Origin of the sequence: Streptomyces sp. NPDC050617 (genome assembly GCF_040654795.1) — a bacterium.
GTDB lineage: Bacteria > Actinomycetota > Actinomycetes > Streptomycetales > Streptomycetaceae > Streptomyces.
Genome location: NZ_JBFAIS010000010.1, coordinates 1 through 26,833 on the forward strand (window position 1 = coordinate 1; position 26,833 = coordinate 26,833).

22 protein-coding genes, 1 tRNA gene, 1 other RNA gene and 4 pseudogenes are annotated in these 26,833 nt (G+C 69.9%); 14 read left to right on the forward strand and 14 right to left on the reverse strand.

Going from position 1 to position 26,833, the window contains the following annotated elements; translation table 11 throughout:
• Positions 1-69: 69 nt before the first annotated feature.
• The 6 genes and pseudogenes from AB0I49_RS15555 to AB0I49_RS15580 form a co-directional block, all read right to left on the reverse strand.
• Positions 70-474: pseudogene (locus AB0I49_RS15555) on the reverse strand (glycosyltransferase); the annotation flags it as partial.
• The gene (locus AB0I49_RS15560) at positions 471-1,007 is read right to left on the reverse strand and encodes a deoxycytidine triphosphate deaminase (protein WP_363227484.1); all 537 of its coding nucleotides are present in this window, start codon (positions 1,005-1,007) and stop codon (positions 471-473) included. The pseudogene AB0I49_RS15555 and the gene AB0I49_RS15560, both read right to left, overlap by 4 nt.
• Positions 1,004-1,552: a dCTP deaminase gene (locus tag AB0I49_RS15565; RefSeq protein ID WP_363227485.1), complete on the reverse strand. Its 549-nt coding sequence runs from the start codon at positions 1,550-1,552 to the stop codon at positions 1,004-1,006. Before AB0I49_RS15565 ends, AB0I49_RS15560 begins: the two co-directional genes overlap by 4 nt.
• Positions 1,549-2,744, reverse strand: a pseudogene (locus tag AB0I49_RS15570) (metallophosphoesterase). The gene AB0I49_RS15565 and the pseudogene AB0I49_RS15570 overlap by 4 nt, the downstream one beginning before the upstream one ends.
• A pseudogene (locus tag AB0I49_RS15575) lies at positions 2,741-4,073 on the reverse strand (UDP-N-acetylglucosamine 1-carboxyvinyltransferase). The pseudogenes AB0I49_RS15570 and AB0I49_RS15575 overlap by 4 nt, the downstream one beginning before the upstream one ends.
• Positions 4,070-4,534 (reverse strand): ATP-binding protein, encoded by a 465-nt coding sequence (locus AB0I49_RS15580; RefSeq protein WP_363227486.1) that lies wholly within the window; start codon positions 4,532-4,534, stop codon positions 4,070-4,072. The pseudogene AB0I49_RS15575 and the gene AB0I49_RS15580 overlap by 4 nt, the downstream one beginning before the upstream one ends.
• Before the next feature lie 175 nt (positions 4,535-4,709).
• On the opposite strand from AB0I49_RS15580, the pseudogene AB0I49_RS15585 reads away from it, so the two are divergent.
• Positions 4,710-5,979: pseudogene (locus AB0I49_RS15585) on the forward strand (helix-turn-helix transcriptional regulator).
• Positions 5,976-6,536, forward strand: coding sequence for a flavoprotein (locus tag AB0I49_RS15590; RefSeq protein ID WP_363227487.1), 561 nt, complete (start codon positions 5,976-5,978; stop codon positions 6,534-6,536). The pseudogene AB0I49_RS15585 and the gene AB0I49_RS15590 overlap by 4 nt, the downstream one beginning before the upstream one ends.
• Positions 6,537-6,823: 287 nt before the next feature.
• Here AB0I49_RS15590 and AB0I49_RS15595 read toward each other — a convergent pair whose 3' ends face one another.
• From AB0I49_RS15595 to AB0I49_RS15620, 6 genes are all read right to left on the reverse strand, one after another.
• Complete coding sequence (locus AB0I49_RS15595; protein WP_363227488.1) at positions 6,824-7,183, reverse strand: hypothetical protein; 360 nt, start codon at positions 7,181-7,183, stop codon at positions 6,824-6,826.
• A 32-nt stretch (positions 7,184-7,215) separates the two neighbouring features.
• The gene (locus AB0I49_RS15600) at positions 7,216-8,727 is read right to left on the reverse strand and encodes a relaxase/mobilization nuclease domain-containing protein (protein ID WP_363227673.1); all 1,512 of its coding nucleotides are present in this window, start codon (positions 8,725-8,727) and stop codon (positions 7,216-7,218) included.
• Between the two features lie 9 nt (positions 8,728-8,736).
• The gene (locus tag AB0I49_RS15605; RefSeq protein ID WP_363227489.1) at positions 8,737-8,964 is read right to left on the reverse strand and encodes a hypothetical protein; all 228 of its coding nucleotides are present in this window, start codon (positions 8,962-8,964) and stop codon (positions 8,737-8,739) included.
• Positions 8,965-9,462 (reverse strand): MobC family plasmid mobilization relaxosome protein, encoded by a 498-nt coding sequence (locus tag AB0I49_RS15610; protein WP_363227490.1) that lies wholly within the window; start codon positions 9,460-9,462, stop codon positions 8,965-8,967.
• Between the two features lie 222 nt (positions 9,463-9,684).
• Entirely contained in the window at positions 9,685-10,653 is a 969-nt protein-coding gene (locus AB0I49_RS15615; protein WP_363227491.1) for a DUF2637 domain-containing protein, read from the reverse strand.
• A gap of 403 nt (positions 10,654-11,056) precedes the next feature.
• On the reverse strand, positions 11,057-12,577 hold the full coding sequence (locus AB0I49_RS15620) for a DnaB-like helicase N-terminal domain-containing protein (RefSeq protein ID WP_363227492.1): 1,521 nt from the start codon (positions 12,575-12,577) through the stop codon (positions 11,057-11,059).
• 273 nt (positions 12,578-12,850) lie between these two features.
• Between AB0I49_RS15620 and AB0I49_RS15625 the strand changes: the two genes are divergently transcribed.
• The 3 genes from AB0I49_RS15625 to AB0I49_RS15635 all read left to right on the forward strand — a co-directional run bounded on the left by AB0I49_RS15625 (position 12,851) and on the right by AB0I49_RS15635 (position 15,634).
• Positions 12,851-13,414: a helix-turn-helix transcriptional regulator gene (locus AB0I49_RS15625; protein ID WP_363227493.1), complete on the forward strand. Its 564-nt coding sequence runs from the start codon at positions 12,851-12,853 to the stop codon at positions 13,412-13,414.
• 142 nt (positions 13,415-13,556) lie between these two features.
• Positions 13,557-13,859 carry an excisionase family DNA-binding protein gene (locus tag AB0I49_RS15630; RefSeq protein ID WP_363227494.1) on the forward strand — a complete coding sequence of 101 codons (303 nt, stop codon included), beginning with the start codon at positions 13,557-13,559 and terminating at the stop codon, positions 13,857-13,859.
• 11 nt (positions 13,860-13,870) lie between these two features.
• On the forward strand, positions 13,871-15,634 hold the full coding sequence (locus tag AB0I49_RS15635; RefSeq protein ID WP_363227495.1) for a site-specific integrase: 1,764 nt from the start codon (positions 13,871-13,873) through the stop codon (positions 15,632-15,634).
• Between the two features lie 46 nt (positions 15,635-15,680).
• On the opposite strand, the gene AB0I49_RS15640 is transcribed toward AB0I49_RS15635, so the two are convergent.
• Both AB0I49_RS15640 and AB0I49_RS15645 read right to left on the reverse strand, forming a co-directional pair.
• Positions 15,681-16,868, reverse strand: a complete 1,188-nt coding sequence (locus tag AB0I49_RS15640) for a restriction endonuclease (protein ID WP_363227496.1) — start codon at positions 16,866-16,868, stop codon at positions 15,681-15,683.
• A gap of 147 nt (positions 16,869-17,015) precedes the next feature.
• Positions 17,016-17,100, reverse strand: a tRNA-Ser gene (locus tag AB0I49_RS15645).
• Positions 17,101-17,212: 112 nt separating this feature from the next.
• Here AB0I49_RS15645 and ffs point away from each other — a divergent pair.
• From ffs to AB0I49_RS15690, 9 genes are all read left to right on the forward strand, one after another.
• Positions 17,213-17,303: signal recognition particle sRNA small type (gene ffs, locus AB0I49_RS15650), an RNA gene on the forward strand.
• A gap of 90 nt (positions 17,304-17,393) precedes the next feature.
• Positions 17,394-19,760 (forward strand): DNA polymerase III subunit gamma and tau, encoded by a 2,367-nt coding sequence (locus AB0I49_RS15655; protein WP_363227497.1) that lies wholly within the window; start codon positions 17,394-17,396, stop codon positions 19,758-19,760.
• A gap of 227 nt (positions 19,761-19,987) precedes the next feature.
• On the forward strand, positions 19,988-20,323 hold the full coding sequence (locus AB0I49_RS15660) for a YbaB/EbfC family nucleoid-associated protein (RefSeq protein ID WP_363227498.1): 336 nt from the start codon (positions 19,988-19,990) through the stop codon (positions 20,321-20,323).
• A 66-nt stretch (positions 20,324-20,389) separates the two neighbouring features.
• Positions 20,390-20,989 (forward strand): recombination mediator RecR, encoded by a 600-nt coding sequence (recR, locus tag AB0I49_RS15665; RefSeq protein WP_030892412.1) that lies wholly within the window; start codon positions 20,390-20,392, stop codon positions 20,987-20,989.
• A gap of 104 nt (positions 20,990-21,093) precedes the next feature.
• A complete protein-coding gene (locus AB0I49_RS15670; RefSeq protein ID WP_363227499.1) occupies positions 21,094-21,750 on the forward strand; it encodes a DUF5063 domain-containing protein in 657 nt (218 codons plus the stop codon).
• A gap of 440 nt (positions 21,751-22,190) precedes the next feature.
• Entirely contained in the window at positions 22,191-23,462 is a 1,272-nt protein-coding gene (locus AB0I49_RS15675) for an aspartate kinase (protein ID WP_363130149.1), read from the forward strand.
• Positions 23,459-24,529: an aspartate-semialdehyde dehydrogenase gene (locus tag AB0I49_RS15680; RefSeq protein ID WP_363227500.1), complete on the forward strand. Its 1,071-nt coding sequence runs from the start codon at positions 23,459-23,461 to the stop codon at positions 24,527-24,529. Before AB0I49_RS15675 ends, AB0I49_RS15680 begins: the two co-directional genes overlap by 4 nt.
• 343 nt (positions 24,530-24,872) lie before the next feature.
• A complete protein-coding gene (locus tag AB0I49_RS15685) occupies positions 24,873-25,448 on the forward strand; it encodes a SigE family RNA polymerase sigma factor (RefSeq protein ID WP_363227501.1) in 576 nt (191 codons plus the stop codon).
• On the forward strand, positions 25,445-26,737 hold the full coding sequence (locus AB0I49_RS15690; RefSeq protein ID WP_363227502.1) for a hypothetical protein: 1,293 nt from the start codon (positions 25,445-25,447) through the stop codon (positions 26,735-26,737). Before AB0I49_RS15685 ends, AB0I49_RS15690 begins: the two co-directional genes overlap by 4 nt.
• Positions 26,738-26,833 lie beyond the last annotated feature (96 nt).

Consider the following 26,833-nt stretch of genomic DNA (forward strand, 5'->3'; position numbering starts at 1 on the left):
AGTTCGCTGGGAGGCATACGACGAGATGCACGACGCCTTCCTCCAGCTCGCCGCCTGCATGAACCTCGCCCGCAAAGCATTCTGAAAGGACCCCTTAGCGAAGAGCAGGTCGGTGCCGTGGACCAGGGCGATTCTGGGGTGGGCGGGGAGGGCTCGGAGCAGGGCGGCCGTGGCGCCGAAGGTGAGGTGCTGGAGGTGCAGGACGTCGATTTGGGACGGGTCGATCGCGGTAGTGAGGGCTCTGCGGAGGGCGGTGACGTAGCGGCCGAAGGCGGGGCCGTCCAGGCACTTGCCCGGTACGGACGGCAGGTTCAGGCCGGACGGAAGGCGGGGGCGGGGGCCTGGTGGCGTGAGCATAAAGGCTCGTGCGGGGATGAGCCGCTTGTCGCCGGTGTAGAGGTCGAGGAAGAGTTCGACGCTGCCGCCGGGGCTCCCGGCGGGCAGGTCCAGGGCGGTGGCGACGACCTGGCTCACGGTCGGCCTCCCGGCAGCTCCTCGTACAGGCGGGAAGTCTCGATCCCTTGGCTGGCCCGGTACTTGAGGCCGTGCCGTTGGTAGCTGGCGGGAGTGCCGAAGGTGTGGAGGAAGGTCACCTTCCCGAAGGTCATCAGGGGATAGATGCGTACGGGGCGTGCGGCCCGGATCTCCAGGGTCCAGCGGATGGCGTGGCCCTGGTGGCCGAGCGGTGTGGAGACGTGGACCCAGATGCCGAGGGCGCCGGTCGTGCGATTGCCGTTGAGGAACTGCGCGTACGTCTCGGAACCGGTTCTCTCGTGGGTGACGCCGAGGTACAGGATGCCGGGACGGAGCACGAACCCCGTTGCAGGGATGGGGCCTTCGGTAGTGGTCGTACGGGCTGCTGCGTCGAGGTGGCCTTTGCAGGCGTGCAGGGTCTGGCCGAGTCGCCAGTCGTAGGCGTTGGGGGAGATGCGGGCGGGGTCGTACGGATCAATGGTGATCTCGCCCGAGGCGTGGGCGGCGGCGATGGCCGGGCCGGTGAGGATCACGAGGTCACCGCCGGGAGAGGTGCGAGGTCGCGCCAGTAGGCGGACGGGCGTGGGCCGGCGGCGGCCTGGTACTTGCCTGCATAGAGCGCGACGGGGCCGGCCGCGACGAAGAACATGATCTGGCCGATCTTCATGCCCGTGTAGATGCGCAGCGGGCGGACCGGCGAGAGCATCAGTGTCCACTGTCCGTGGAAGCCGAGGTCGCCGATCGGCGCGGTGATCTCGACGAAGAGCCCGAGCCGCCCGACGGAGGAACGGCCGAACAGTAAGGGGACGAAGGGGACGAAGGTGTCGGAGCCGACTTCTTCGAGGGTGTGCCCGAGGTAGAGCTCGCCCGGCTGGAGGACATGGCCGTGGGGGCCGATCGCGATCTCGTGGGTGGGGTTCGGGGTGTGTGCGTCGATCACGGGCGCGGTGTACGTGAGGAGGGTCGGTCCGAGGCAGACGTTGTAGCTGTTGGGGTTCACCTGGGTCGGGTCGAAGGGCGTGATGCGCAGTCGGCCGTCCGCGACGGCTGAGGTGATCTCGGGGCCGGTCAGGATCATTGCCGTTCTCCTCCGGTGAGGACGTGCTGGACGGCTTGGGCGAGGGGGAAGGCGGCCTGGTGGGTGTGTCCGCCGAGGAAGGTGTCGGCCAGGTAGTCGGTGGTCAGGACGCGGTGCAGGGGTGGGTGGGGAAGGTGTCCGGTGCCGTCACCAACGGGCCTGTTGCGTACGTCATTTCAGCGAGTTGGGTGCCGTCGGCGAGGTGGGCGTGGACGAGGTGGTTGCCGAAGGGCTCGATGGTCAGAAGGTCGCCTCGGGTGAGGGTGTCGCCGAGTGGCGTGGTGCGGAGGGCCGTCTCGTTCAGGAGGACGGCTTCCGCGCCGAGGCCGGTGTGCAGGCGGGAGGCGATCTCTTGGAGCAGGGCCCGGCGGTCGAGCGGGCGGTTGCGGTACGGCGCGGCGATGGGGCCCAGCGGCTCGGCGAGCCTCCGTCGGTAGGTCTCGATCTCCTCGTGCAGGGCGCTCAGTTCGGTGGGCGGCCGGGAGGTCGTGGCGGGAAAGGATGCCGTACGTGCAGCCCACCCCGCGCCGACCGGCTTCGCGAAGGCGTGGCCGGCGGCCAGCTCGGGGCCCTTGAGGACGAGCGTGTCGCCGACGTGCTCGGGGCCGTAGCGCTCGCTGTGACAGTGGCCGGAGAAGATCACGTCGAGGAAGGGGCAGGAGGCGGCGATCTTCAGGTCCTCGGTGAAGCCGGAGTGGCTGAGGAGGATCCAGGAGTCGGCTTTGTGGTGGTGGGCGAGCATGAGTTCGCGCAGGGCCTGGAGAGGGTCGGTTATGCGGTGGCCGGCGCGTTGTGCGTACGGGATGGCGTTGAAGGCTTGGACTCCGATGATCCCCGTGACGGCGGCGCGCCGACCGCAGATCTCGGCGAGGTGGAGGCGGCGGAACAGGGCGTTACCGGTCGTGTCGTCGATGGCGTTCGCGCACACCGTGAGGGGGTGCAGGTCAGGGTCGAAGTGGTGCGCCCAGCCGTGGTTTCCGGGCGCGATCACGTCGTACAGGGTGGTCAGGAGCTGGCGCTCGATCCTGCCGTTGCCCAGCCGGTAGTAACCGCTGCCCTCGAAGAAGTCGCCGCAGTCGACGACGAGCGAGTCCTGGCGGGCGGCGTGCAGGTGGGTGAGCAGGGGCAGTGCGTTGGCGAAGGAGGAGTGGACGTCGGTGGTGGCGACGATGCGCTGGAGTCGGCGGGTCATGGCGTGACCTCGCAGATGTCGGCGCCGAGCGCGCGCAGTTTGGTGGGGAGGTCGGCGTGGCCGCGGCGGAGCTGGTCGAGGCCGCCGAGGGTGGTGACACCGCGTGCGGTGAGGCCGGCGACGAGGAGGGCTGAGCCAGTGCGGATGTCGGTGGCTTCTACGCCTGCGCCGGTCAGGCGTTGCGGGCCGGTGAGGCGGCACTGGGTGGGGGAGATCTCGTGGATGTCCGCGCCGAGGCGGGCGAGCTGGGGGAGCAGGTTGTTGTGGCGGCCCGGGTTGATGGAGTCGGCGAAGAGGTGGGTGCCGGGGAGGCCCAGGGCCAGGGCCATCAGCGGGGGTTCGAAGTCGGCGTCCAGGCCGCCGGGGGAGAGGGACGCGACGGCCCGGAGCGGGCGCTCGGTGGGATGGTAGTTCTCGGCGTGGACGGTGAGCGTGGTGCCGTGGGCGGTGACGGGGATGCCGAGCCAGCGCAGAGCGGCGGTCATCATTGCGATGTCCGTGCTCCTCACGCCCTCGATACGAGCGTTTCCGCCGGTGGACGCGACGGCACAGGCCAGGGTGCCCGCCTCGACCTTGTCGCCGGGCACGGTCCAGGAGTAGGAGTCCTGAGAGGGGTACGAGGGCGGGGTCAGTGTGAGGAGGCGTTCGGCGGCGCGGGTCTCCCAGCAGGCTTCCCGGAGGGCGTCCAGGACGCTGAGGACCTCGGGGGAGAGGTTCGGCCGGCCCAGGCGCAGGGGGGCGGTTCGCGACGACCGCCCGGAGGAGGGCGGCGATGGTGGTGCCCCGGGAGCGGAACGGGAGCGTCAGCGACACCGTGCCCGCAGGGGTGCGTCCGGCCGTGACGGTATAGCCGTGATCGTCGACCGCGGTCCGGTCGCCGAACGCCTCGTACACCTTGAAGTGCTGTTCCATGCCGCGCCCGCCGATCTGGCAGCCACCGGGCCAGGGGAGCGATGCGCGGCCGTGGGCGGCGAGCAGGGCGGGCACGAGGTAGTACGAGGCGCGGATACGGGCAGCGGTCGCGTGCATGTCGGGAGAGGGGTGCGTGCTCTCGCCCGGCGTGGCCACGACCGTGGTCGGCTCGGCCACCGGATGCGCGACCCGGTGGCCGGTGTGCTGGAGGAGCGTGAGCATCGTCCGGACGTCGGCGTTGGCGGGGACGTTGGACAGCTGGACGGGCTGGCGCAGGGCGGCTGCCGCTGCCAACAGGGGAAGGGCGGCGTTCTTGGAGCCGTCGACGGTCACGGTGCCGGTGAGCGGCGGGCCGGGGCGGACGGCGATTACGTCGGAGGCTTCGGAGGTCAGGGCGGGGAGTTGGGCGGTGGTCACGGTCGGCTCCTTGGGAGGGGAACGCGTAAGGGCGTGGAGGCGGTCGGCCGTGCGGGCAGGGAGATCTCGGCCCAGCAGCACTTGCCGGATGTGGTCGTCTCGACGTCGTGCCGGGCCGCGAGGGCAGCCACGAGGAACAGGCCCCGGCCGTGCTCGCTGTCTGAGTCGGGCAGCTCCATGTGGGGCAGGGCGGAGCTGGTGTCGGTGACCTCGATCCGTACGGTTTCGTCGCCGGTCAGGCGGGCGGTCACCGAGATGAGGCCGGGGCCGGCGTGCTGGACGGAGTTCGCGAGCAGTTCGGTCGCCACCAACCCGACGGCGTCGAGGAGGCCGCCCTCGCCTTCGTCGGACGTGCTGGCCTGAAGCTCCCAGCCGCGTATCCCGGCGAGGAGCCGGTGCCGTGCGTCGGTGACGGCGCGAGCCGTGCTGGGTACGGAGAAGCTGAGGTGTCGCTGTTCCACAGGGTTGCCTCCCGGACGGGTACGGCTTCCACGTCACCCGTGGCGGGAGCGGCCGGACCAGGGCCGGTGCTCGTGCGGCATCACTTATGCAGGACCTGCATGCGTACCAAGTGCGACTGAATTAGCCTCGGTTGAGCAGGCAGGATCGGCGACGGCGGAAGGGGCCGTGGCGCAGATGGCCGATGTGTACGACGCGCAGGGCGAGGCGAGACGGATCGGCGAAGAGATCCGCCGGGCCCGCGTGCTCTCGAAACGCACCCAGGCGGGCGTTGCCGCCGCGCTGGGCTACCACCAGTCGAAGCTGAGCCGCCTGGAACAGGGACGCGGAACCGCCGACTCCCAGGTGGTGCGCTCGGTCGCCCAGGAACTGGGCATCCCGCTCGCCGCACTCGGCCTTACCGGACGCCACCGCCACCACCAGCGATCCCGAAACCGAGGACATGCACCGCCGTACCTTCCTGGCCGCGAGCGTCGCCGCTCTCGCGACCCCCGCCCAGCCGATGCTCGGCCACCACACACTTGTACAGGCGCTGTTGCCCGGCCCAACACCGGCCACGGGCATGGACGTCGATGTTGTTGATGTCCTCGCCGATCGCATCTCCGCCGTACGCCGCCTCTTCTCCACCTGCGACTACGCCGAGCTGCAACAGGTCCTGCCCACCCTGATCCTCGACCTCCGGCAGGCCGCGCCCGCCTCCACCGAGGCCACCGGCCTGCTCGCCACCGCGTACCAGACCGCCGTCAGTCTGCTCCTCAAGCTCGGCGACCACGGCCACGCCTGGCTCGCCGTGGGCCGCGCCATGGCCGAGGCCGAACGCTGCGGCGACCCGATCATCCTGGCCTCCAGCGTCCGCGTACACGCCCACCTCCTGGCCCGCGAACGGCACACCAGCCAGGCCGTCACCCTGGTCCGGCACACCGCCGACCAGCTCACCGGCGCGTACGACCAGCGCTCCCCGCGCTACCTGGCGGCCCTCGGCCTGCTCCTCCTGCGCGGCGTCACCGCAGCCAGCAGTGGCGGCGACCGCTCCGCCACCAAGGACTTCCTGACCGAGGCCCACGACGTCGCCCGCTACGTCTCTCTCGACCGCCCCGACGCCTGGGCCAACTTCAGCCCCACCAACGTCTCCCTCCACGCGGTCAGCGCCGCCAACGCCTTCGGCGACGCGGGCATCGCTCTGGAAACCGCCGGCCCCCTCATGCGCCGCCACATTCCGGCCCCCGAGCGCCGCACCGCCCTCTGGATCGAAACGGCCCGCGCCTACAGTCAGCAGGGCCGCCTCGCCGACGGCTACCAGGCCCTGCGCATCGCCGAAAGCTGCGCTTCCCAGGACATCCGCCGCCCCCCCGTACGCGAACTCGTCGCCGACATGGCCGCCCGCGACCGTCACCACGCCCTGCCCGAACTCCACCACTTCAGCCGTCAATTGGGAGCCCCCGCGTGACCGACCACCACCACACCGATGAGCCGAAGAAGCCCTTCCTGTACGTCGTGGTCTGCGCGGCCGGGGTCGCCCCGGACGTCCACCGGCTGATCACCGCCGCACAGCAGAAGGGCTGGGACGTCGGCGTGGTTGCCACGCCCCAAGGACTCGGCTTCCTCGACACCGAGGCGATCGAGGCCCAGACCGGCTACCCGATCCGTTCTGCCTGGCGCTCGCCCAGCGACCCGCGCCCGCTGCCGCCCGCCGACGCCATCGCGGTCGCGCCGGCCACCTTCAACACCATCAACAAGTGGGCCGCGGGAATCTCCGACACCCTTGCCGTCGGCATCCTCTGCGAGGCGTACGGCTTCGGCATCCCGACCGCCGCCCTCCCGTACTTGAACTCGGCGCAGGCCGCCCATCCCGCGTACCGGCAGAGCCTGGACCGGTTGCGCGAGATGGGCGTGCTGATCGGGTCGTACGAACCGCACAAGCCGAAGGCGGGCGGGGGTGCGGAGAACTACCGGTGGGAGGAAGCGCTGGAACTGCTCACGCCCAGGTTGTCTACGAGGATCTGACTACCGATATCGATCTTGTGGGAGCCCGGCTCCCGTGCGTTTCAGTGGACTGGAACCACACATGCCGAAGCCGGGCCTCCCACTGGGAGGCCCGGCTTCGCGCTGTTCCGGTACCACTTGGCCGCTACGGGTGGTGGCGCGCCGGGGCTTTACGCTGCCCTACTCCTGGGCCCTGCGACCGTGTGGGCGGCGGCCTGCGTGGGGCTGCTTGTTCGCCGTTTTCAGCGGGGCGATGTGGCGTTCGAGCTCGGTACGTGGTGCTCGGAGGACGTCGTCTTGCTGTGCGTTCAGTCTTCGCGCGGGGCGTATCTGTCGGCGTTCGCGCCGATAGTGAAGCCCAATCGGTCGTACTCCATCAGGTCCTCGTGGGTCATGAAGGGGACGAGAGCTTCGTGGTGATCGACGGCGTACTTGATCAGGAGGTCGACCATCTCGCGCACGGCTGCTTCCACGTCGACTTCGGGGTCGTCAACGTGGATGCCGACGGCTTTAAACTCTTCGGTGGTGGCGTCACGGAGCAGGGAGTGTTCCTCCTCGGTGAAGAGGCGTCCTTCGAGGTGGCGATAGACGAGGGAGTCGGCGGGGCGGTTGAAATCCGTGTCGAACAGCAGGGCCATGACGTGGGGACGGGGGGAGTGTGCGGTCATACGGGTGTGGTGCTCCGGGTGGTTGGGGAGTCTCAATCGTCTGGAGAATCCCTGACTTCGGAAAACGGGGATCGTCGGCTATATTCCGCCGCCTCCCTGGGGCAACGGCGGCGGCTGGAGTGCTTTGAGGTCTGGGCGCCCGGTGGCGTGACCGAGGTGTACATACCGCCCGAAGGCGGTGTGGCCTGAGGGTTTGCGGATGTAGTGGGCGGGTGGGTGTTGTGGCGTATTCGCCAGACGAGGACGTCGCTGATCGAGGTGGCGATGTCGAGTTCTCGCCGGCGGGTGGCTTCGGCTAGCAGGACGGCCGGGTCGTGTCCGGCCTTTTGGGCTTCGGCGAGGGTGGTGGCCAGGGCGGGCCAACTGGGCTCGGTGAGGATCTGTTCGGCGAGGTCAGGTAGCGCTCGGCGGACGTGGGCGGTCTGCCGCTGCTGTACCGCAACGCCCAGACGGAGGCCGCGCTGGTGGATCACCGCAAGGGGCTGAACGGTAGCGGCTTGGTAGGCGGCGCGCAGGTGCTCGGCCGCTTGGCGGGCGGCTTCGGCCTGCTGGCCGTGGTGGCGGGTGCGGTGCCTGTGCTGGGCGGCGACGACCGCTAGGAGGAGGGCGTCGAGGAGGATCGCGAAGAGCGCTCCGTCCTTGGGCGCGGGTTCGCGCAGGATTGCTTTGATCGCCCGGCGGGTGGCCTTGGCCTGTTGGTGTCGGGCGCGGATGCGGGAGCGGCTTGCCCGCTCGAAGGCCGTTGCCGCCTGGGCCAGTTGGTGCCTGTAGGTGGCGGGGGCGATGAGGGGGAGGGCATCGAGGGCTTCGGCGAGCACGGTGATGTGGGCTTGCCCGACAGCGTCGTCGGCCTCGTCGAGGACGTCAGGGAGCTGACCGGCCGCGTCGGTGACCTGCTGCCAGGCTGAACGTCGACGGTCAGAAGGGCGGCTCGTAGGGGCGGCCCCAGTGGCCATAAGGCGCTCGCTGATCTTGGGGTAGGACAGGTCGGGGGCGAGGGCGGAGCCGGAGAACCAGACCGGTTCCCCGGCGGCGTTGGTGTCGTCGGCGAAGGCGACCTTGTATCCGCGGATGTCGCCGGAGGGGAAGCGCTGGATGTCCACCAGTACACCCGCTCCTTCGAGGACGGCGAAGAACTCCTCGGTGCTGGTGGCGGCCGTCACCGCCGTGCGGACGGTGGTCCGCAGGCGTTCGCGTGCGGTCTTCGTGTGTCCGGTGCGGCGGGCCTTCTCCTGCTCGGGGCGGGTGGGCCGTTTCGCGGCGGTGCGGTCGCCGCGCAGGACCTGACGCAGGCCGTACTCCTTCTCGATGGCGGCGAGTTCGGCAGCGGCGTGCAGGTAGTCGTCCCAGTTCCGGGGTGGCCGGAGGTCGCCTCGGACTTTGGTGGCGACGATGTGGATGTGGTCGTCGGCGTGGCGTACGGCGACCCAGCGGCAGGCGTCAGGGTCGCCCGCTGGCGCGATGCCGGTGGCGTTCAGGACCCGGCGGGCGATGGTGGCCCACTGCTCGTCCGTGAGGTGCGGGTCTTCGGGGGCGGCCCGGATCGAGCAGTGTCACACGTGGCCCTTCGGTGCCTTGTCACCGGCCTGCTTCACGCGCAGGTCGAGGGCGGCGGTGAGCTGGGCCAGGGTGGCGTCGGGGTCACGGCCGGGGTCGGGGGCGAAGCCGTCCCAGGACGCGGCGAGGTGGGGGTCGGTGTGCTCGTTGGCGCGACCGGGCCCGTACAGGTAGTTCAGGACGCCCCTCGTTTTGTGGCCGGGCTTGCCGATCTTGGCTATCAATCAGGCCGCCCGGTGCTGCGTGGCGGCCACATCGGCGGCGGCGTCGATCGCGGTGACCGCCTGTTTCACCAGGGCCACGACCCGCCCTGCTTCGGCGAGCACGGCGGTGTCCACAGGGTGTGGGTCGCCGCCGCTGTTGAGGCGGTGGGCGATCTGGTTCACGTTCGTACCGATGCGCGCCACCTGCATGCGCAGGGAGGCGAGTTCATCGATCAGGTCGTCGGTGGCTGTGCGCTGGCCGGGCAAGGTGAGGTCACCGTCCAGGTGAGCCAGGACGATCGCACCGACAAGGTGGGCGCCGGCCAGGCCGAGCCGACGGGCCTCGGCGCGGATGGCGGTCTTCTCGTCGGAGCTGTAGCGGACGTCGACACGCTCTTTGCGTTGTACGTCTTGGCGGGCGCGGCGGCGGGCGACGCGGTACAGGGCGGCTTCGTCGGCAGCACGTACGACCCCGCCTTCTGTCCCTGGTGCGCCCTCGCTCCAGGGAACCTCCGCCACCCCCGGGGCGGAGGCTGCGTTGGGCCGGCCCTTGGACGGTCCAACGTCATACCTTGCTCCGTCTGGGGCCAGGACGGCGGGCATCTCCGGCGGTGCGGTGGTGAGTTCGAGGTGGGGTTCGTGCACGGTTTCTCCAGGATCGGTGGGGGCGAGATGGAGCGCCCGCCCCAGGGCCCGCCCTCGTGTCGAGTGATGAGGGCGGGGCGCAGCAGAGGGGAAGGGTCAGGCGGCGTTGCCGAGGGGCGCGGCTTCGTCGTGTCCTTCGAGTGGCCCGCCCTTGAAGCCATCCTTCGTGGTGGGCTTGGCCCGACCGTTCCGCTCGGCTCGCAGCTCGCCGCGCACGGTGCGGGCTCGGACCAGGCCGATGCGTAGTTCTTTGCGCAGACGCTCGGCGGTCAGTTGGTCCTCGCTCCAGTCGGCGGTGAGGAGCCGCGCCTCGTCGAGAACTTCGGCATCTGTGCGGGTCCGGTCGGCAGTCGGCTTGGCGGCAGCGGGGACTTGACCGGTCGCCCGGCGCGGGGCGGCTCCAGTCGACGTCGCCACGGCGGCCGACTTGAGCGATCGGGCAGTGGGGGCCGATTCGGTCCCCGTGGCCGGCCCCGTCCCGGGCGCCTCGGCGTCCTCCACAGAGGTCGACTCGGTCGGGTCCGCCGGAATGGGTTTGGGCTGGTCAGGCATCGACTGTGGGGCCTGCTCGTTGGCCGACCGGTCAACTTGCTGGCCAACCGCCTGGGCGGAGGCACCTTCGAGGGAGTCGGCCGACTGGGGGGTGTGGTGCAGCACCTTCGCCACGAGGTCCGACCCGAAGTAGATCGACCCGACCGGAAGCGAGGTTGCCAGCAGGACAAGGGCCCAGTTCGCTGGGTCCCAGTCGGCCAGTCGGCCCCACCGGATCGACTCCGTGTGTAGGGCCGGTACGAGGCCGTGCACGTAGTTCAGCAGGAGGCTGGCGATCGTGTAGGTCGCCAGGACCCGCAGCGCGAACTTCCGATCGGTGCCGGTCAGTACGAGCGTGGCGATCAGTGCGAGGGCCATCAGCCCGTCGACCACGATCGGGTAGAGCAGGGCGGCGGTGGAGTCGGCGCCGATGGCGCGGGCCACGTCGGACAGCGCGTTCCAGGAGACCCGGAAGGCCATGAGGACGACGGCCACCAGGCCGAGGACGAGGGTGATGTGGCCCTTGCGATTCATATGGCCGTTCCCAGCAGGTGCGGGGACTCGGCGAGCATCGCCACTTCGTTTGAGGGTCTCGTCTTCAGCGGCCGAGGCGAGCGGTGCGATGCCAGTACGGATGCCGCGTATGGCTGACGGGGCACTTGGGGCAGGGGAGTGCAAGGGGGCGGCCTCCAAGGCGGGGCGAGGATCTCGTGTGGTGGGAGTGCACGGCGTTCACGGAGGGGGCGTACACGCAGGCCCCCTTCTAAAAGGGGGCCTGCGCGTGATCGCCTGGGCGCGTGTACGGCGTGGACGCAGGCGTGATCGCTCTACCTGCGGTTTCGCGATGAGCGTGTGCGGTGGGAGCGCTTCGTGGCGGTGTGCAGGCACAGAGCCCGCGTGTACGGTCGCGTGATCGTGCCGTGGGGTCCGGCGGAGCTCAGCCGATGGCGGTGAGATGACGGGCGGTCGCGTAGTAGCGCGCCTGCTGTCCGCCGCCCGCTCCACCCGCGATCCCGTCCTCCTTGGTTGCCAGGCCGCTCTCGACGAGGCGGGCAAGGTGACGGCGGACCTTCTCCGCGTCGGCGCGTTCGGGGTCGCCTCCGCCGATGAGGACGATGGCCAGGTCGCGGGCGGTCAGCCCGTTCGGGGCGTTACGGATGAGGACGGCGGGGTCCCTGGCCGGGTCGACCGTGGTGGTGCCGTGCTTGTGGTCGTGCGTGACGTCCAGCGGACCGACCTCGCCGGTGGGCGTCTTCAGGTGGTGCAGGGTGACGGCCGGGTCGCCGGCCCGTCCTCTGATGAACAGAACGCTGCCCGCGCCTGCGGTGATCCAGGTGGAGCCGTAGACCTGGTCCAGGCTCGGGCGTTGGCCGCGCGGCGCGTCGGCAGCGGTCTTGCGCTGGTGATGCAGCTCAAGGACCTCCACGCCGCTGCGCAGGGCGCGATTACGGGCGTTGTTGAAGGAGACGGCGAGGCTGTCGTCGACCATCGTGCTGACCGCGTCCTTGAGGCTGTCGATCACGATCGTGTCGGCCTGGTGAGCGGCGGCGAGGTCGGCGAGGAGATCGGGTTCCTTGTCGAGGGTGGCGGGCAGCGGGCCCTGCCAGACGATGAGCGGGTCGCGCAGGATCGCCTCGTCGGTGGCGAAGACGCGACGGGCCATCGCCTTGGCGATCTGCTTGGGCCGGTCCATGGCCAGGTACAGCACCCTCCTGCTCGGTGCGACCGGCATTTCAAGGGCGGTCTCCTGGAGGCCGAGGCGGGCAAAGATCACCTGGTGGGCCAGGGTGGTCTCGCCGACGCTTGGTGCGCCGACGATCATCAGGCTCTCGCCGGGGGCCCAGAGGGTCTTCTCTCGGGTTCCCCACAGGGGTTCGGCGTCCGCGCCCGACTCTTTGACGAAGCGCCACCCGTCGACGGCGAAGCGGGACAGACGACCCTGGCCCGAGGTGAGTGCTCGCTCGCGTTCGGCACGTACCTCGGTCTCGACCTCGCTGCGAATGGCCTCGGGGTCGGCACCCGGCTCCTGGGCCCTCTGGAGGGTGTGGACGGCAGATGCGATCAAGCGCCGCAGGTCGGCCTTCTTGCGGATGATCTCCGCGTGGTGTTCCGCGCTGCCTGTGCCGTAGAGCACGTCGGCGAGCTGGAAAACGTAGGTGCGGCCACCGACACGCTCAAGGTCGCCCTGCGCTTGGAGCACCTCGGTGAGGGCGATCGGGTCCGTCGGCTTGTCCTCGCGGTGCTGGTCGAGCAGTGCTCGCCAGACGGTTTCGTGCGCGGGCCGGTAGAAGGCTTCGTCCCCGAGGATCGGGCGGACCACGTCGATGACGTCGGCCTTGTGCATGCAGGCGCCGAGCACGGCGCGTTCGGCCTCCACGTTGAAAGGAGGCTCTGCTGCCCCGGTGGTGTCTTCGTCGTGGAATGGCATACGGGCAGGCGGGGTCGTACGCTGGGACATAGAACTCCTCACCCGGCAGGCCATATGGGGCGGCAACCCCGGCCGGGCCGGTCGAATCGTTAGGTATGGCGGTTGTGGGGTTTCTGCTTTGCCCCCGGCGTTCGCAGCGCCGGGGGCTTCTTCATGTCCACCCCCGTTCGTTCGGGAGCAGTGCAAGCCTACCAGCAATAATTCAAATGGGAATGCCTTGCGATGCAGATAGGATTGGTGTTAGCTGTTTGTCATCGGTCACGGCTGTGCGGCCGTGGCCCAGAGCGAGAGGAGGTGGGAACGATGAGTGGCGAAGATGGTGCGACCCGCGCCGGAACCGACCGGCCAGAGCCGGAGAACCACGTGGCTGAGCGCATCCGCATGGAGCGTGAGGCACGCGATTGGAGCACGGCGCGACTCGCCGAGGAGATGACCAAGGCCGGCCACCCGATCAACCAGTCTGCGATCTGGCGGATCGAGAGCGGCAAGCCCCGCCGCAGGGTCAACCTCGACGAGGCGCTCGGCTTCTGCAAGGTCTTCGACCTGCCCCTCGACGACCTGACCAGCCCTCCCGGCCAGCTGATGAACCCGCTGGTGAGACGACTTGTCGGCGAGTACGTCGAGAAGTGGAAGGAATGGCGGGCCCTGGCCAAGGCCAAAGACCGGATCATGGCCGAACTCGACGACTACGCCAAGGCTCATCCCGAGCACAAGGACATGGTCAAGGTCATGCTCACGCACGAGCTTGAGGTCGCCTCCGGAGACGACTTCCGACGCCACCGCGGCTCGACCCACAGGCTTCAGAGCTGGCTCGGTCCCGACCGGATGGCCATCTCGGACGAGACCGACGAGCCCCCTGCCTCATAGCCGCTCCGCACGGTCATCTCGGCGCTGCGAACGCCGACGACCCCTGTTCAGCCCCTTGCAGTCCCACAACCGCCATACCCAAATCGATCGACCGGCACCGCTGCCCGGGTTGCCGCCCGCGCCCGCCGGTCAAGGAGCTTCCTTGCCCCAGAGCACTTCCCTGCCCCTTGCCCAGATCGCCCAGCTCCTCGACGTCTCCGAGGACTCGCTCCGCGCGCTCATAGCCGCGCGGGGTGGCCGCCAGGGTGACGGCACCCTCGTCGGCCTCACGGTCGCCGAGGCCGCCCGCCGCATGGGCGTCGGCCGCACCACGCTGTACAAGTTCATCTCCTCCGGCGAGATCCCCTCCGCGAAAGTCGGGCGGCTGCGCCGTGTCCCGGTCGAGGCGGTGAACGAGTTCCTCCAACGCCGCCTCGGCCGAGAAGACTTCGGCACTGCGGCTTGAGAGGGGCGTACATGAACAAGCCCACCAAGTCCCGCCAGCCCAACGGTGCCTCGTCGATCTTCCAGGGCAAGGATGGCCGTTGGCACGGCTACGTCACCGTCGGCGTCAAGGACGACGGCACTCCCGACCGACGCCACGTCGGCCGCAAGACGCGCCCCGAGATCACCAAGGCCGTACGCGAGCTGGAGAAGCAGCGCGACTCCACCGGCGTCACCAAGGCCGGTCAGACCTGGACGGTCAAGACTTGGCTGACCCACTGGGTGGAGAACATCGCCGCGCCGAGCGTCTCGGAGAACACCATCGACGGCTACCGCGTCGCGGTGTACCACCACCTCATACCCGGCCTCGGCGCCCACCGCCTGGAGAAGCTGGAGCCCGAGCACCTGGAGCGCTTCTACAAGAAGATGCGGGAGAACGGCAGCTCCGCCGGCACCGCCCACCAGGCCCACCGCACCATCCGCACCGCCCTCAACGAGGCCACGCGTCGCCGGCACCTCGCCACCAGCCCGGCCGCGATCGCCAAGGCGCCGAAGGTGGAGGAGGAAGAGGTCGAGCCGTACACCCTGGAGGAGATCCAGCGCCTCCTGCTCGAAGCGGGCAAGCACCGCAACACCGCTCGCTGGGTCATCGCGCTCGCCCTCGGCCTACGCCAGGGCGAAGTCCTCGGTCTTCAGTGGACGGACGTCAACTTCGAGGACGGCGTTCTCGACGTACGACGCGGTCGCCTGCGCCCTCGCTACCAGCACGGCTGCGGCGGCAAGTGCGGCCGGAAGCCCGGCTATTGCCCACAGAAAGCCAACATCCGGCGCGAGACGAAGGACACCAAGACCCGCGCGGGCAAGCGCTCCATCGGCCTCCCCGAGGAACTGGCACGCCTGCTGCGCCAGCACCAGGACCAGCAGGCACGCGAGCGCCTTCTGGCCCGTGACCTCTGGACGGAGAAGGGGTACGTCTTCACCTCACCGACCGGCGAACCCCTCAACCCCAACACCGACTTCCACCGGTGGAAGGACCTCCTGAAGTCGGCCAAGGTCCGCGACGGCCGCCTCCACGACGCCCGCCACACCGCCGTGACGGTCCTGCTCATCCTCGGCGTCTCCGACTCGATCGTCGACCGCATCATGGGCTGGGAATCCGGCAAGTCCGCCCGCATGCGCCGCCGCTACCAGCACGTCACGAGCCCGGTGCTCCAGCAGACGGCGGCGAAGGTCGGGGGCCTGTTGTGGGGGACGCCCACCCCGCTTCAACCGGCCACGGCCGGTGCCTCCGCGCTTGTCCCGAGCCCGACTTCCACGGAGACAACGGTGTACGTCGCTCGTCTCGGCGAGCGGTACATCGCCTTCCGGCACCGCGAGCACGCCGAGGCGGTCGTCTCTCAGTGGAGTGCTGAGCACCCGGACGACCCGGCGGAGACTGAGGAATGGGACCACCAGAAATGGGAGCAGGAGGGCCCTGGCGGCACACGGGCTGTCCGCTCCGCGTTGCCCGACCGCCATACTGTCCACCACGCACACGCCGCATTCCTGCCGGGCGGAGAGCGACTCAATCTCGGTCGGCCCGAGCAATGGTCCGTGATGGCATGGGAGTTTGAGGCCGACCTCTACACGGACCTGCCCGTGCGTTGGCACACCACACGCCGTCCGGGCCAGGAAGTCGAGGCCCAGATACGGGGGGTGGACCGGTGTGCCGTAGCTGTGGTCTTCGCTGAGGCTTGTGCGCAGGCTGTGGACCGAACGAAGAATCCGGGCGAGTACGGCGACGCTGACGGGGAGTGATCCACGTATGGCCCGAACCAGAGGCTGGTTCGGGCCATACGTGCTGTTACGGGACTGGGCCGGGACGCAAGTTGTAGCTTGGGACGATATAGGGCTTCTGGGTTAGAAGTGCTTCGAGGTCGCTCTCAGCCCACAGCGTTATGCGAGGAGTGGCGCCCTTGTTATTGCGTTGTTCGGCCCATCCGATGGCATCGGATGAGAAGCGTCCGCTTGTAGCCACGATCAGGTTGTGAACCACCGGTGGTTCCCACGCCTCCACGGCTGCTATCGCCTCAGCGAGCGCAGATACGTTCACGGACTTCGTGCGCCAGTGTTTGGCCTGAATGATGACGCGTTCGATTCGGCTGTCGCCGGTGGGTTCGCGCACAACACGATCCATAGAGAGGTCACGCCCGCGGTCTGGCGCATTCGTATGAGAGAGCCACTTCACGTTCTCGTGTTCAGGGAAGCTGCGAAGCAGGTCGAAGAGGAGCCGCTCGAACTCTTCGGGGGGCAACCTGTCCCAGGTCAGTGCCGTGGTCGCCTGCCCCGAGGGGCGTTCAGATGCTGCACGGCCGAGGTCAATGTCCGGTACGGGCATCGGCTCCGTCTCGGAGAACGCCGCAGCGACGATGTCCGTGCGCACGCTGGGCCAGTCCACCGCGGCGATGTCGTGCCAGTCGCATCCTTGCCCCCAGGCTAGGTGGCGGTGGAGGTAGCTCCATCGACCGAGGCGTTGAACTGTATCCCCGAGCAGTCGCTCGATCTCGGCGACTGACGAGGTGATCAGCTCCACCGCTGATGCTGTCAGCCGCTCCGAAGAGTCGCGAGGTACGTCGTGGAGAAGCTGTGGGAGAAGGGTATCGACCAGAGCCAGAAGCTCCTGGAGCCGATCGCGGCTGGCCCGCCGGCGGGCGCGGTTGAGCCGGTGTCGGTACTCGGCAAGGTCCCTTTCCGGCTGCTCTGCTTCCTTCTCCACCCAGCGAGAGGACACCCCAGCCTCGAACGCTTGAAACATCGAGCTCCCAAGCTCCTCGATGTCGGGTAGCGGACTAACAATCTTCCAACCATCGATCGGGGGGAGGCCAGTCAGGAGGTCAGCCCAAGCCCTGGAAAGATCTTCGTACTCAGGTGTCGATGCCTGGCTCGAATGCCTGGTCGGCATGTAGCGAGCAGCTCGCTTCCACACGTCTTCCAGCTTGGCCAAGTTGGCTGCGGCCCGGTCCATGATGTTCAGCAGCTCTTCCAAGTCCACAGGTACAGCTTGTCACGGAGCACTCGCGCCCAGAGGTCGAATGCGATGCGTAGGCGAGGCTGACTGCAACCAAAACTGCAACCACGGCACGACGAAGGCCCCGACCGGAAACCGGTCGGGGCCTTCGTCTGCCCTGATGGGCGGGTGCGGAGGATACGAGATTCGAACTCGTGAGGGGTTGCCCCCAACACGCTTTCCAAGCGTGCGCCCTAGGCCACTAGGCGAATCCTCCGCCGCAAACAATACAAGACCGGAGAGGGTGCTCGCGAACATGGTGCGGAGGGGGGTCCGGGGAGGGGGTGAGGGTGGTCCTCGTGGGGGCTGGGATCGGTTAGAGTGGGGGCAGCCCCTCACGTGGCGCTATCTCACCGAACTCCCCCAGGGCCGGAAGGCAGCAAGGGTAAGTGGGCTCTGGCGGGTGCGTGGGGGGTCCTTGCGTTTCCGAGGGGTGCCGGGAGGGGCCTCCGGGGGCCTGGGTTTTGTGAGCGAGGCCACTTGTCAGTGGGGCCCGATATCGTCGTATGCGTGTCGTCCCTCGCGCTCTACCGCCGCTACCGCCCCGAGTCCTTCGCAGAGGTCATCGGGCAGTCGCATGTCACCGATCCCCTGCAGCAAGCGCTGCGCAACAACCGGGTCAACCACGCCTATCTGTTCAGCGGGCCGCGCGGCTGTGGCAAGACGACCAGCGCGCGCATCCTGGCCCGCTGTCTGAACTGTGAGCAGGGGCCCACGCCCGACCCCTGCGGCGAGTGCCAGTCCTGCCAGGACCTGGCGCGCAACGGGCGCGGTTCCATCGACGTCATCGAGATCGACGCCGCCTCGCACGGTGGCGTGGACGACGCCCGTGAGCTGCGGGAGAAGGCGTTCTTCGGGCCCGCGTCGAGCCGGTACAAGATCTACATCATCGACGAGGCGCACATGGTCACCTCGGCGGGGTTCAACGCCCTGCTGAAGGTGGTCGAGGAGCCGCCCGAGCACCTCAAGTTCATCTTCGCGACCACCGAGCCCGAGAAGGTCATCGGCACCATCCGGTCGCGTACGCACCACTACCCCTTCCGTCTCGTCCCGCCGGGCACCCTGCGCGACTATCTCGGCGAGGTCTGCGGGCGCGAGGAGATCCCCGTCGAGGAAGGGGTGCTGCCCCTGGTCGTACGGGCCGGGGCCGGGTCCGTCCGTGACTCGATGTCCGTCATGGACCAGCTTCTCGCCGGCGCCGCCGCCGACGGTGTGACATACGCCATGGCCACCGCCCTTCTCGGGTACACCGACGGCAGCCTCCTGGACGCCGTCGTCGAGGCATTCGCCTCCGGGGACGGCGCGGCGGCCTTCGAGGTCGTCGACCAGGTCGTCGAGGGCGGCAACGACCCGCGGCGCTTCGTCGCGGACCTCCTGGAGCGGCTGCGCGACCTGGTGATCCTCGCCGCCGTCCCGGACGCCGCCGAGAAGGGGCTCATAGACGCCCCGGCCGACGTCGTCGAGCGGATGCAGGCCCAGGCGTCGGTCTTCGGCGGCGCCGAGCTGAGCCGCGCCGCCGACCTGGTCAACACGGGTCTCACGGAGATGCGCGGCGCCACCTCGCCCCGGCTCCAGCTGGAGCTCATCTGCGCCCGCGTGCTGCTCCCCGCCGCCTTCGACGACGAGCGCTCCTTCCAGGCCCGGCTGGACAAGCTGGAGCGCGGCGCGATGGCCGGGGCCTTCATGGGGTCCGGTCCCGCTTCCGCGCCGCCCATGGGGTACGTCCCCGGGCCGGACGCGCACGCCCCCGACGGCGGGCCCGGGGTTGAGGGTGGGCTTTCCGGGCCCGCTGCCGCTCGTGCCGCCGTTACGGGCGGGGGAGCCGTTCCCGAGGCCGGTCCCGCCCCTTCGGTCCCGCCAGGCCCCTCGGCCCCGTCAGGCCCTTCGGCCGCATCCGCGCCGTCCGCTCCTCAGCAAGCACCCCAGCAAGTGCCGCCGCCTCCGGCCGCCCCGCCCGCCCAGCCCGGCGCCTGGCCCACCGGTGCCGCGGCCCCCGCGCCGTCCGCACGCCGCCCCGGCGGCTGGCCCTCGGCGACCGCCCCCGGGCAGGGCGCCCCCCAGGCTCCAGCGCCCGCCGCCGCCCCGGCAGCGGCGCCTCAGCAGCCTCAGCAGCCCCAGGCCGCGCCCCAGCCGGGGCAGGGCGTCGCGCAGGTCCAGCGCATGTGGCCCGAGATCCTGGAAGCGGTCAAGAACCGCCGCCGCTTCACCTGGATTCTGCTCAGCCAGAACGCGCAGATCGCCGGGTTCGACGGCAGCACCCTCCAGATCGGCTTCTCCAACGCCGGGGCCCGCGACAGCTTCGCGGGCGGCGGCAGCGAAGAGGTGCTGAAGCAGGCGCTCGCCGACGCCCTCAACGTGCAATGGAAGATCGACCTGGTCGTCGACCCCTCGGGCGGCACGAACCCGCCCGGCGGCGGGGGAGGCAGTAGCGCCTTCGGCAACGTCGGCTACGTCAACCCCGGCCACGCCCCCGCCGCCGCGCCCCGGCCGGCGGCGGCTCCGGGGCCGGCCCCGGCCGAGAGCGCCCCGGCCCCGGGCTCGTACAGCGGTCCGAACAATGGCTCGTACAGCGGCTCGTACAGCGGCTCGTACAGCGGCTCGTACAGCGGTGGGGGAGACGGCGGAGGCGGCGCCCAGGCGGCGCGCCAAGCCGTGCACACGCCCCCCGCCGCGCCCCAGGCCCAGCAGTCCCCGGCCCCGGCTTCCGCGGAGCCCTCGGGCGGCTATCGGGCCCCGGAGCCGCCGTCGCCTGTCTCCATCGAGGACGACATGCCGGAAGAGGACGATCCGGATCTCGTCGACTCCGCGCTGACCGGCCACGACCTGATCGTCCGGGAGCTGGGCGCGACGGTGATCGAGGAGATTCCCAACGAGTGAGCCGGGGAGGGAGAGGGCGGCACGCACGGTAGTCGAACGGGCTTGCGGGCTTGCGGGCTTGCGGGCGTACGGGGGCCGTTCTCGGGGTGCGCGAGCGCCTTCCCTGCTCGTCACCAGCCGCTTCCCGGCCGTACCCGCCTTCCTGCCCCCAGGGGAGGGCGCGTCGCTCCGGGACCACGTAGGCTCGGGCTACTGAACCGTCGTTGTCGACTAACCAGGAGCAACCCGTGATCCCCGGTGGTGGCCAGCCCAACATGCAGCAGCTGCTCCAGCAGGCTCAGAAGATGCAGCAGGACCTCGCGACGGCCCAGGAAGACCTGGCCAAGACCCCCGTGGAAGGCACGGCGGGCGGCGGCCTGGTCAAGGCCACGGTGACCGGTTCGGGCGAGCTGCAGGCCCTGGTCATCGACCCCAAGGCCGTGGATCCCGAGGACACCGAGACCCTCGCGGACCTGGTGCTGGCCGCCGTGCGCGACGCCAACGCCATGGCGCAGCAGCTTCAGCAGGAGAAGCTCGGCCCGCTGGCCCAGGGCCTCGGCGGCATGCCGGGCCTGCCCTTCTGACCCCTTCCAGTCGCGCGTTCCCGCTGACTGGCAGAACCTGACAACCGGACAAGGAGAAGGCGTCCCGTGTACGAAGGCGTGGTCCAGGACCTCATCGACGAATTGGGCAGGCTGCCCGGCGTCGGTCCCAAGAGCGCGCAGCGGATCGCCTTCCACATCCTCCAGTCGGAGCCGGCGGACGTCCGCCGGCTCGCGCACGCGCTGACCGAGGTGAAGGCGAAGGTCCGGTTCTGCGGCGTCTGCGGCAATGTCGCGCAGGAGGAGCAGTGCCGGGTCTGTCTGGACCCGCGCCGCGACCTGTCCGTCATCTGCGTCGTCGAGGAGCCCAAGGACGTCGTCGCCATCGAGCGGACGCGTGAGTTCCGCGGCCGGTACCACGTGCTCGGCGGGGCCATCTCGCCCATCGAGGGCGTGGGCCCGGACGATCTGCGCATCCGGGAGCTGCTCGCCCGGCTCGCGGACGGCGTCGTGGGCGAGCTGATCCTCGCCACGGACCCCAACCTGGAGGGCGAGGCCACGGCCACGTACCTCGCCCGCATGATCAAGCCCATGGGGCTGAAGGTCACCCGGCTCGCCAGCGGTCTGCCGGTCGGGGGTGACCTCGAGTACGCGGACGAGGTCACCCTCGGCCGGGCCTTCGAGGGAAGGCGGCTGCTGGATGTCTGACCCCACGACCGGGTATAGGCGTCGGACGGGGGCCGATGCAGAACACCGATCCGCCGCCTACGAGGCCATGCCGGAGCGTGTCTTCGAAGGGAGTCGACTTCTCGATGTCTGACGCAACGCTTCACGACGCCAAACGCGATCCCGACGACTTCTCGGTCCAGATCGCCGACTCGGTCGAGAGCTTCATCGTCGCGGTCACCGAGGTGGCCAAGGGCGACGAGCCCGACAGCGCGGTTCCCTTCCTGCTGCTGGAGGTCTCGCAGCTGCTGCTGACCGGCGGCAGGCTCGGAGCGCACGAGGACTTCGTACCGGACGAGCGGTACGAGCCGGACGTCGGCCCCGAGCCGGACGTGGACGACCTGCGCGAGCGGTTCGCCGCCCTGCTGGACCCGATAGACGTCTACTCGGAGGTCTTCGACCCGTACGTGCCGCGCACCGCGCCCGTCGCGTGCCGGATCTCCGACGACCTCGCCGATGTCGTCACCGACCTCCGGCACGGCCTCGCGCACTACCGCGACGGGCGGGTCAGCGAGGCCCTGTGGTGGTGGCAGTTCTCCTACCTCTCCAACTGGGGCCCGACCGCCAGCGCCGCGCTGCGCGCGCTCCAGTCGCTCGTGGCGCACGTACGCCTGGACTCCCCGCTGGACGAGCTCGACGGCCTCGACACGGACGCCGCGGCGGGCGAGGAGCAGCTGGCCGAGGAGGCCGGGAAGGTGATGGAGGCCGAGATCGCCGGGCCGCTGGGGCTGCGGTCCGTCTGAGAACGCTGGGCCGCTGGGGCTGCGATCCGGCTGAGATCGCCGGGCCGCTGGGGCGGCGATCCGGCTGAGGTTGCCGACCGTGGTCCGGCTGAGATCGCCGGGTCGCGGTCCGGCTGAGCTCCTCTCTCACAGCCGTGGAGGCCGGCACCTCGTCATGAGGTGCCGGCCTCCACGGCTAGGACGTGCGTTCGTCCGTCGCGGCGGATGTGAACTTGTGAGCTGGGTTACGTTCTCGTGTGCTCGTGCCGGATGCGGGCAGGGTTCGTCGCGGAGCGGGCTCGATGGGGAGCCTCGCCGATCATGATCATCCTGTGAGCGGTATGTCTCATAGTGTGATATCGGCGGGGCGGATTCCGCCTGCTCGATAGACTGAGCCGACCGCATCACCCCCTGAGGGGGTCTGGGGGTCACCCCCAGGAGACACAGAGCGAGGAGCGCACGTGGGCCTTGTCGTGCAGAAGTACGGAGGCTCCTCCGTAGCCGATGCCGAGGGCATCAAGCGGGTCGCCAAGCGAATCGTCGAAGCCAAGAAGAACGGCCACCAGGTGGTCGTCGTGGTTTCCGCGATGGGCGACACGACGGACGAGTTGATCGATCTGGCGGGGCAGGTCTCGCCCATCCCGGCCGGGCGCGAGTTCGACATGCTGCTGACCGCCGGAGAGCGGATCTCCATGGCGCTGCTGGCGATGGCGATCAAAAACCTCGGTCACGAGGCGCAGTCGTTCACCGGCAGCCAGGCCGGGGTCATCACCGACTCGGTCCACAACAAGGCGCGCATCATCGATGTCACGCCGGGCCGTATCCAGCAGTCCGTGGACGCGGGGAACATCGCGATCGTCGCCGGGTTCCAGGGGGTGTCCCAGGACAAGAAGGACATCACCACCCTCGGCCGCGGCGGGTCCGACACCACCGCCGTGGCGCTGGCCGCCGCGCTCGATGCCGAGGTCTGCGAGATCTACACGGACGTCGACGGCGTCTTCACCGCCGACCCGCGGGTCGTGAAGAAGGCCCGGAAGATCGACTGGATCTCGTTCGAGGACATGCTGGAGCTGGCGAGCTCCGGCTCCAAGGTGCTGCTGCACCGCTGTGTCGAGTACGCACGCCGTTACAACATTCCGATCCACGTCCGGTCGTCCTTCTCGGGGCTGCGGGGCACGTGGGTCAGCAACGAACCGCAAGGGGACCAGCCGATGGAGCAGGCGATCATCTCGGGTGTCGCCCACGACACGTCCGAGGCGAAGGTCACGGTCGTCGGGGTGCCGGACAAGCCGGGCGAGGCCGCGACGATCTTCCGCGCTATCGCGGACGCGCAGATCAACATCGACATGGTGGTGCAGAACGTCTCCGCGGCGTCCACCGGCCTGACCGATATCTCCTTCACCCTCCCGAAGACCGAGGGCCGCCGGGCGATCGAGGCGCTGGAGCGCACCCGCCCGTCCGTCGGCTTCGACTCGCTGCGCTACGACGACCAGATCGCCAAGATCTCGCTGGTCGGCGCGGGTATGAAGACCAACCCGGGCGTCACCGCGACGTTCTTCGAGGCGCTGTCGAACGCCGGCGTGAACATCGAGCTCATCTCGACATCCGAGATCCGCATCTCGGTCGTCACCCGCGCCGACGATGTGAACGAGGCCGTACGGGCCGTGCACAGCGCGTTCGGCCTGGACTCCGAGTCGGACGAGGCAGTGGTCTACGGAGGCACCGGCCGATGAGCACCGGGCCCTCGGGCCGTAAGCCGAACCTGGCCGTCGTCGGCGCCACCGGCGCCGTCGGCACGGTCATGCTCGGCATCCTGTCCGAACGGGCGGACGTCTGGGGCGAGATCCGGCTCGTCGCGTCCGCCCGCTCGGCCGGGCGGAAGCTGATCGTCCGGGGCGAGGAGACCGAGGTCGTCGCGCTCGACGAAGAGGTCTTCGACGGCATCGACGTCGCGATGTTCGACGTGCCGGACGAGGTGGCCGCGCGGTGGGCGCCCATCGCCGCCGCCAAGGGCGTGGTCGTGGTCGACAACTCGGGCGCCTTCCGGATGGACGCGGATGTGCCGCTGGTCGTACCCGAGGTCAATCCGCACGGCGTACGGGTCCGTCCGCGCGGCATCATCTCCAACCCGAACTGCACGACGCTCTCGATGATCGTCGCGATCGGCGCGCTGCACGCCGAGTTCGGGCTGAGCGAACTGATCGTCTCCTCCTACCAGGCCGTCTCCGGCGCGGGCAAGGAGGGCGTCGACACGCTCCGCTCCCAGCTCGCGGCCGTGGCCGGTACGGAGCTGGGCACCGCCCCCGGGGACGTACGGCGCGCGGTGGGCGACACCGGCCCGTTCCCGGCCCCGATGGCGCTGAACGTGGTGCCGTTCGCCGGGTCGCTGCGGGAGGACGGCTGGACCTCCGAGGAGCTGAAGGTCCGCGACGAGTCCCGCAAGATCCTCGGGCTGCCGGAGCTGCCGGTCACCGCCACGTGCGTACGGGTCCCGGTGATCACCACGCACTCGCTGACCGTGCACGCGCGGTTCGAGAAGGAGGTGACGGTCGGGCGGGCCCACGACATCCTGCGGAGCGCGCCGGGCGTGGTGCTGTGCGACAACCCGGCCGAGGGCGAGTTCCCCACCCCGGCCGACGCGGTGGGCACGGACCCGACCTGGGTGGGGCGCGTACGGCGGTCGATGGACGACCCGAGGGCGCTGGAACTCTTCGTGTGCGGCGACAACCTGCGCAAGGGGGCGGCGCTCAATACCGCTCAGATCGCGGAAGTCGTGGCGGCGGAGCTGACCAGTTCGTAATAATGCGAGGGGGTCTGTGAAGGCCTTGTGATGAACTTGTGGTCACACGCCACTTGAACTGGGCCGACGCGAACTGTTCGACTAAACGCTCCCCGCTCTGCAACCGGCAGCAGGGCGGGGAGCGTCTTTGTGGCCGCTCCCGATGAGCGGCTCGAAAAATGGGGCATTGGGGAAAACTGGTGCGCACTAGGGCATTTAACTCATCGTCAAATGCGGTGCCTTACGCGTACAACCCTGAGGGGGGTAAGCGTGTCCAACTTGCGTGGCAGACGTCATCAGCATCGCAACCGCCCCGGGCCGCGGCAGCGCTTCGGCGCGCCCGCGTTCCCGCACGTCAGGCGGTATGCCGGTGATCGCGCCATGGCCTGCCGCCCGCCCTGCTCAGATACCGCCCCAACGCGGGGACACTGACGAGGCGATGGCAGCGGGCACCACAGTCGACCATCTCACCGAGACCTACCGCGCCCACTACAGGTCGTTGCTCGGTCTGGCCGCCCTGCTCCTGGACGACACGGCGTCGTGCGAGGACGTCGTGCAGGAGGCGTTCATCCGCGTGCACTCCGCGCGCAACCGGGTCCGTGATCCGGAGAAGACCCTCGCCTATCTGCGGCAGACCGTCGTCAACCTCTCCCGCTCCGCGCTGCGCCGGCGCATCCTCGGCCTCAAGCTGCTCTCGAAGCCGATGCCGGACATGGCGAGCGCGGAGGAGGGCGCGTACGACCTGCTGGAGCGCGATCAGCTGATCACGGCCATGCGCGGACTGCAGCGCCGCCAGCGCGAGGTGCTCGTACTCCGCTACTTCGCCGACATGACCGAGGCGCAAGTGGCCCAGACCCTCGGCATCTCGCTCGGCTCGGTCAAGGCGTACGGCTCGCGGGGCATCGCGGCACTCCGCGTCGCCATGGAGGCCCCCGCATGAACGAAAAGAACCACGGCCCGGAGGATCCCGAGGGTCCGCAAGGGCCCCGGAGCGGCGATCCCGGATCTTCCTCCGACACGTTTCCCGGCGGGCCTCCTGAAGGCTCCTCCGGCGGTTCCCGCGGGGACTCCTCCGGTGGTTCCTCCGGGAACTCCTCCGGCGGTTCCCGCGGGGACTTCCCCGGCGGTTCCCGCGGGGGCTTCCCCGGGGATTCGCTCGACGGTTCGCTCGACGAGGAGGCGTTGCGCAGCCTGCTGCGCGACGCCGTCTCCGACCTGGAGCCCGACCCCGATTCGCTGGAGCACATCCGGCGGGCCGTGCCCGCGCGCCGTTCCCGCCGCAGGCAGGCCCTCGTCGGCGCCGCGGCCGCGGTGATCCTCGGCGGCACGGCCGTACCGGCGCTCTACCACGCCGCCACGACCGGCGGCGCCGCCGACGACCACTCCGCGAACACCGCCAGCAGCCAGCGCGCCCACCAGACCGCCCGCGAGCAGCACACCGGCGGCGGCAGCGGCACCGGCGGGGGTACGGGCCAGGAGAGCTCCTCCGAGGAGGAGCAGAAGGACAGCGGGACGCCGGGCGACAAGAAGAGCGACGAGCACACCGGCAGCCCTTCCGGGGCCACCGGCACGCCGGCCCCGGACAATACGAACACGATGGCGGCGACGTCGCCGACCTGCGACCGCGAACAGCTCGGCCAGGGCACCGCGAAGGTCGGCCAGCCCGACAAGGACGGCCGCGTCTACGGCAGCTTCCGGGTCGTGAACACCTCCGCCGCCGCCTGTACGGTCGACGGCGGGGGAGTCGTCTCGGCCGCCGCCCAGGGCTCCGCGCAGAGCTCCCACATCTCCGTCGTCGACCACACCAAGGGCGACGCCGCCTCCGGGCTGCCCGACCCGGCCACCGCGCCCCGCGAGGTCATCCTCAAGCCCGGGCAGGCGTACGCGGTGGAGTTCGCCTGGATCCCCGCCTCGGGCGGCACGGGCGGCTGCCCGACCGGCGGAGGCGGCACACCGACCCCCGGCGACGGTGGCGGCGGCTCGCCCTCCCCGGGCACCAGCACCAGCGCCGGCACCTCCTCCAAAGCGGCGTCCACCGCCTCCACGGAGCTGCTCGGGGTCGGCAGCTCCAAGCCGACCGGGGAGGACCCCGGCAGCCCGCAGCCCACGGGCAGCGTGCAGCTCACCCACGTACCGGAGGTCGGCGAGCCCGAGGCGGCCAGCGCGACGATCCCGGGGGCCTGCGCGGGGACGATCTACCGCACGGGGGCTCTCGCCGGGGACGCCTAGACCCGCCTGGGCGGGCGGGCTGACTGGGCGACGGGTCGGCTGAGTAACGAGCCGCCTGGGCAGGACGCCCCCGGCCCGTCGCGCCCCGGCCGCCGC

Coding starts and splice junctions, on each gene's coding strand:
- AB0I49_RS15565 (WP_363227485.1), bottom strand. CDS start 1,552: ATGATCCTGACCGGCCCCGAGATCACCTCAGCCGTCGCGGACGGCCGA.
- AB0I49_RS15595 (WP_363227488.1), bottom strand. CDS start 7,183: ATGACCGCACACTCCCCCCGTCCCCACGTCATGGCCCTGCTGTTCGAC.
- AB0I49_RS15615 (WP_363227491.1), bottom strand. CDS start 10,653: ATGAATCGCAAGGGCCACATCACCCTCGTCCTCGGCCTGGTGGCCGTC.
- AB0I49_RS15620 (WP_363227492.1), bottom strand. CDS start 12,577: ATGTCCCAGCGTACGACCCCGCCTGCCCGTATGCCATTCCACGACGAA.
- AB0I49_RS15625 (WP_363227493.1), top strand. CDS start 12,851: ATGAGTGGCGAAGATGGTGCGACCCGCGCCGGAACCGACCGGCCAGAG.
- AB0I49_RS15635 (WP_363227495.1), top strand. CDS start 13,871: ATGAACAAGCCCACCAAGTCCCGCCAGCCCAACGGTGCCTCGTCGATC.
- AB0I49_RS15670 (WP_363227499.1), top strand. CDS start 21,094: ATGTCTGACGCAACGCTTCACGACGCCAAACGCGATCCCGACGACTTC.
- AB0I49_RS15680 (WP_363227500.1), top strand. CDS start 23,459: ATGAGCACCGGGCCCTCGGGCCGTAAGCCGAACCTGGCCGTCGTCGGC.
- AB0I49_RS15685 (WP_363227501.1), top strand. CDS start 24,873: ATGCCGGTGATCGCGCCATGGCCTGCCGCCCGCCCTGCTCAGATACCG.
- AB0I49_RS15690 (WP_363227502.1), top strand. CDS start 25,445: ATGAACGAAAAGAACCACGGCCCGGAGGATCCCGAGGGTCCGCAAGGG.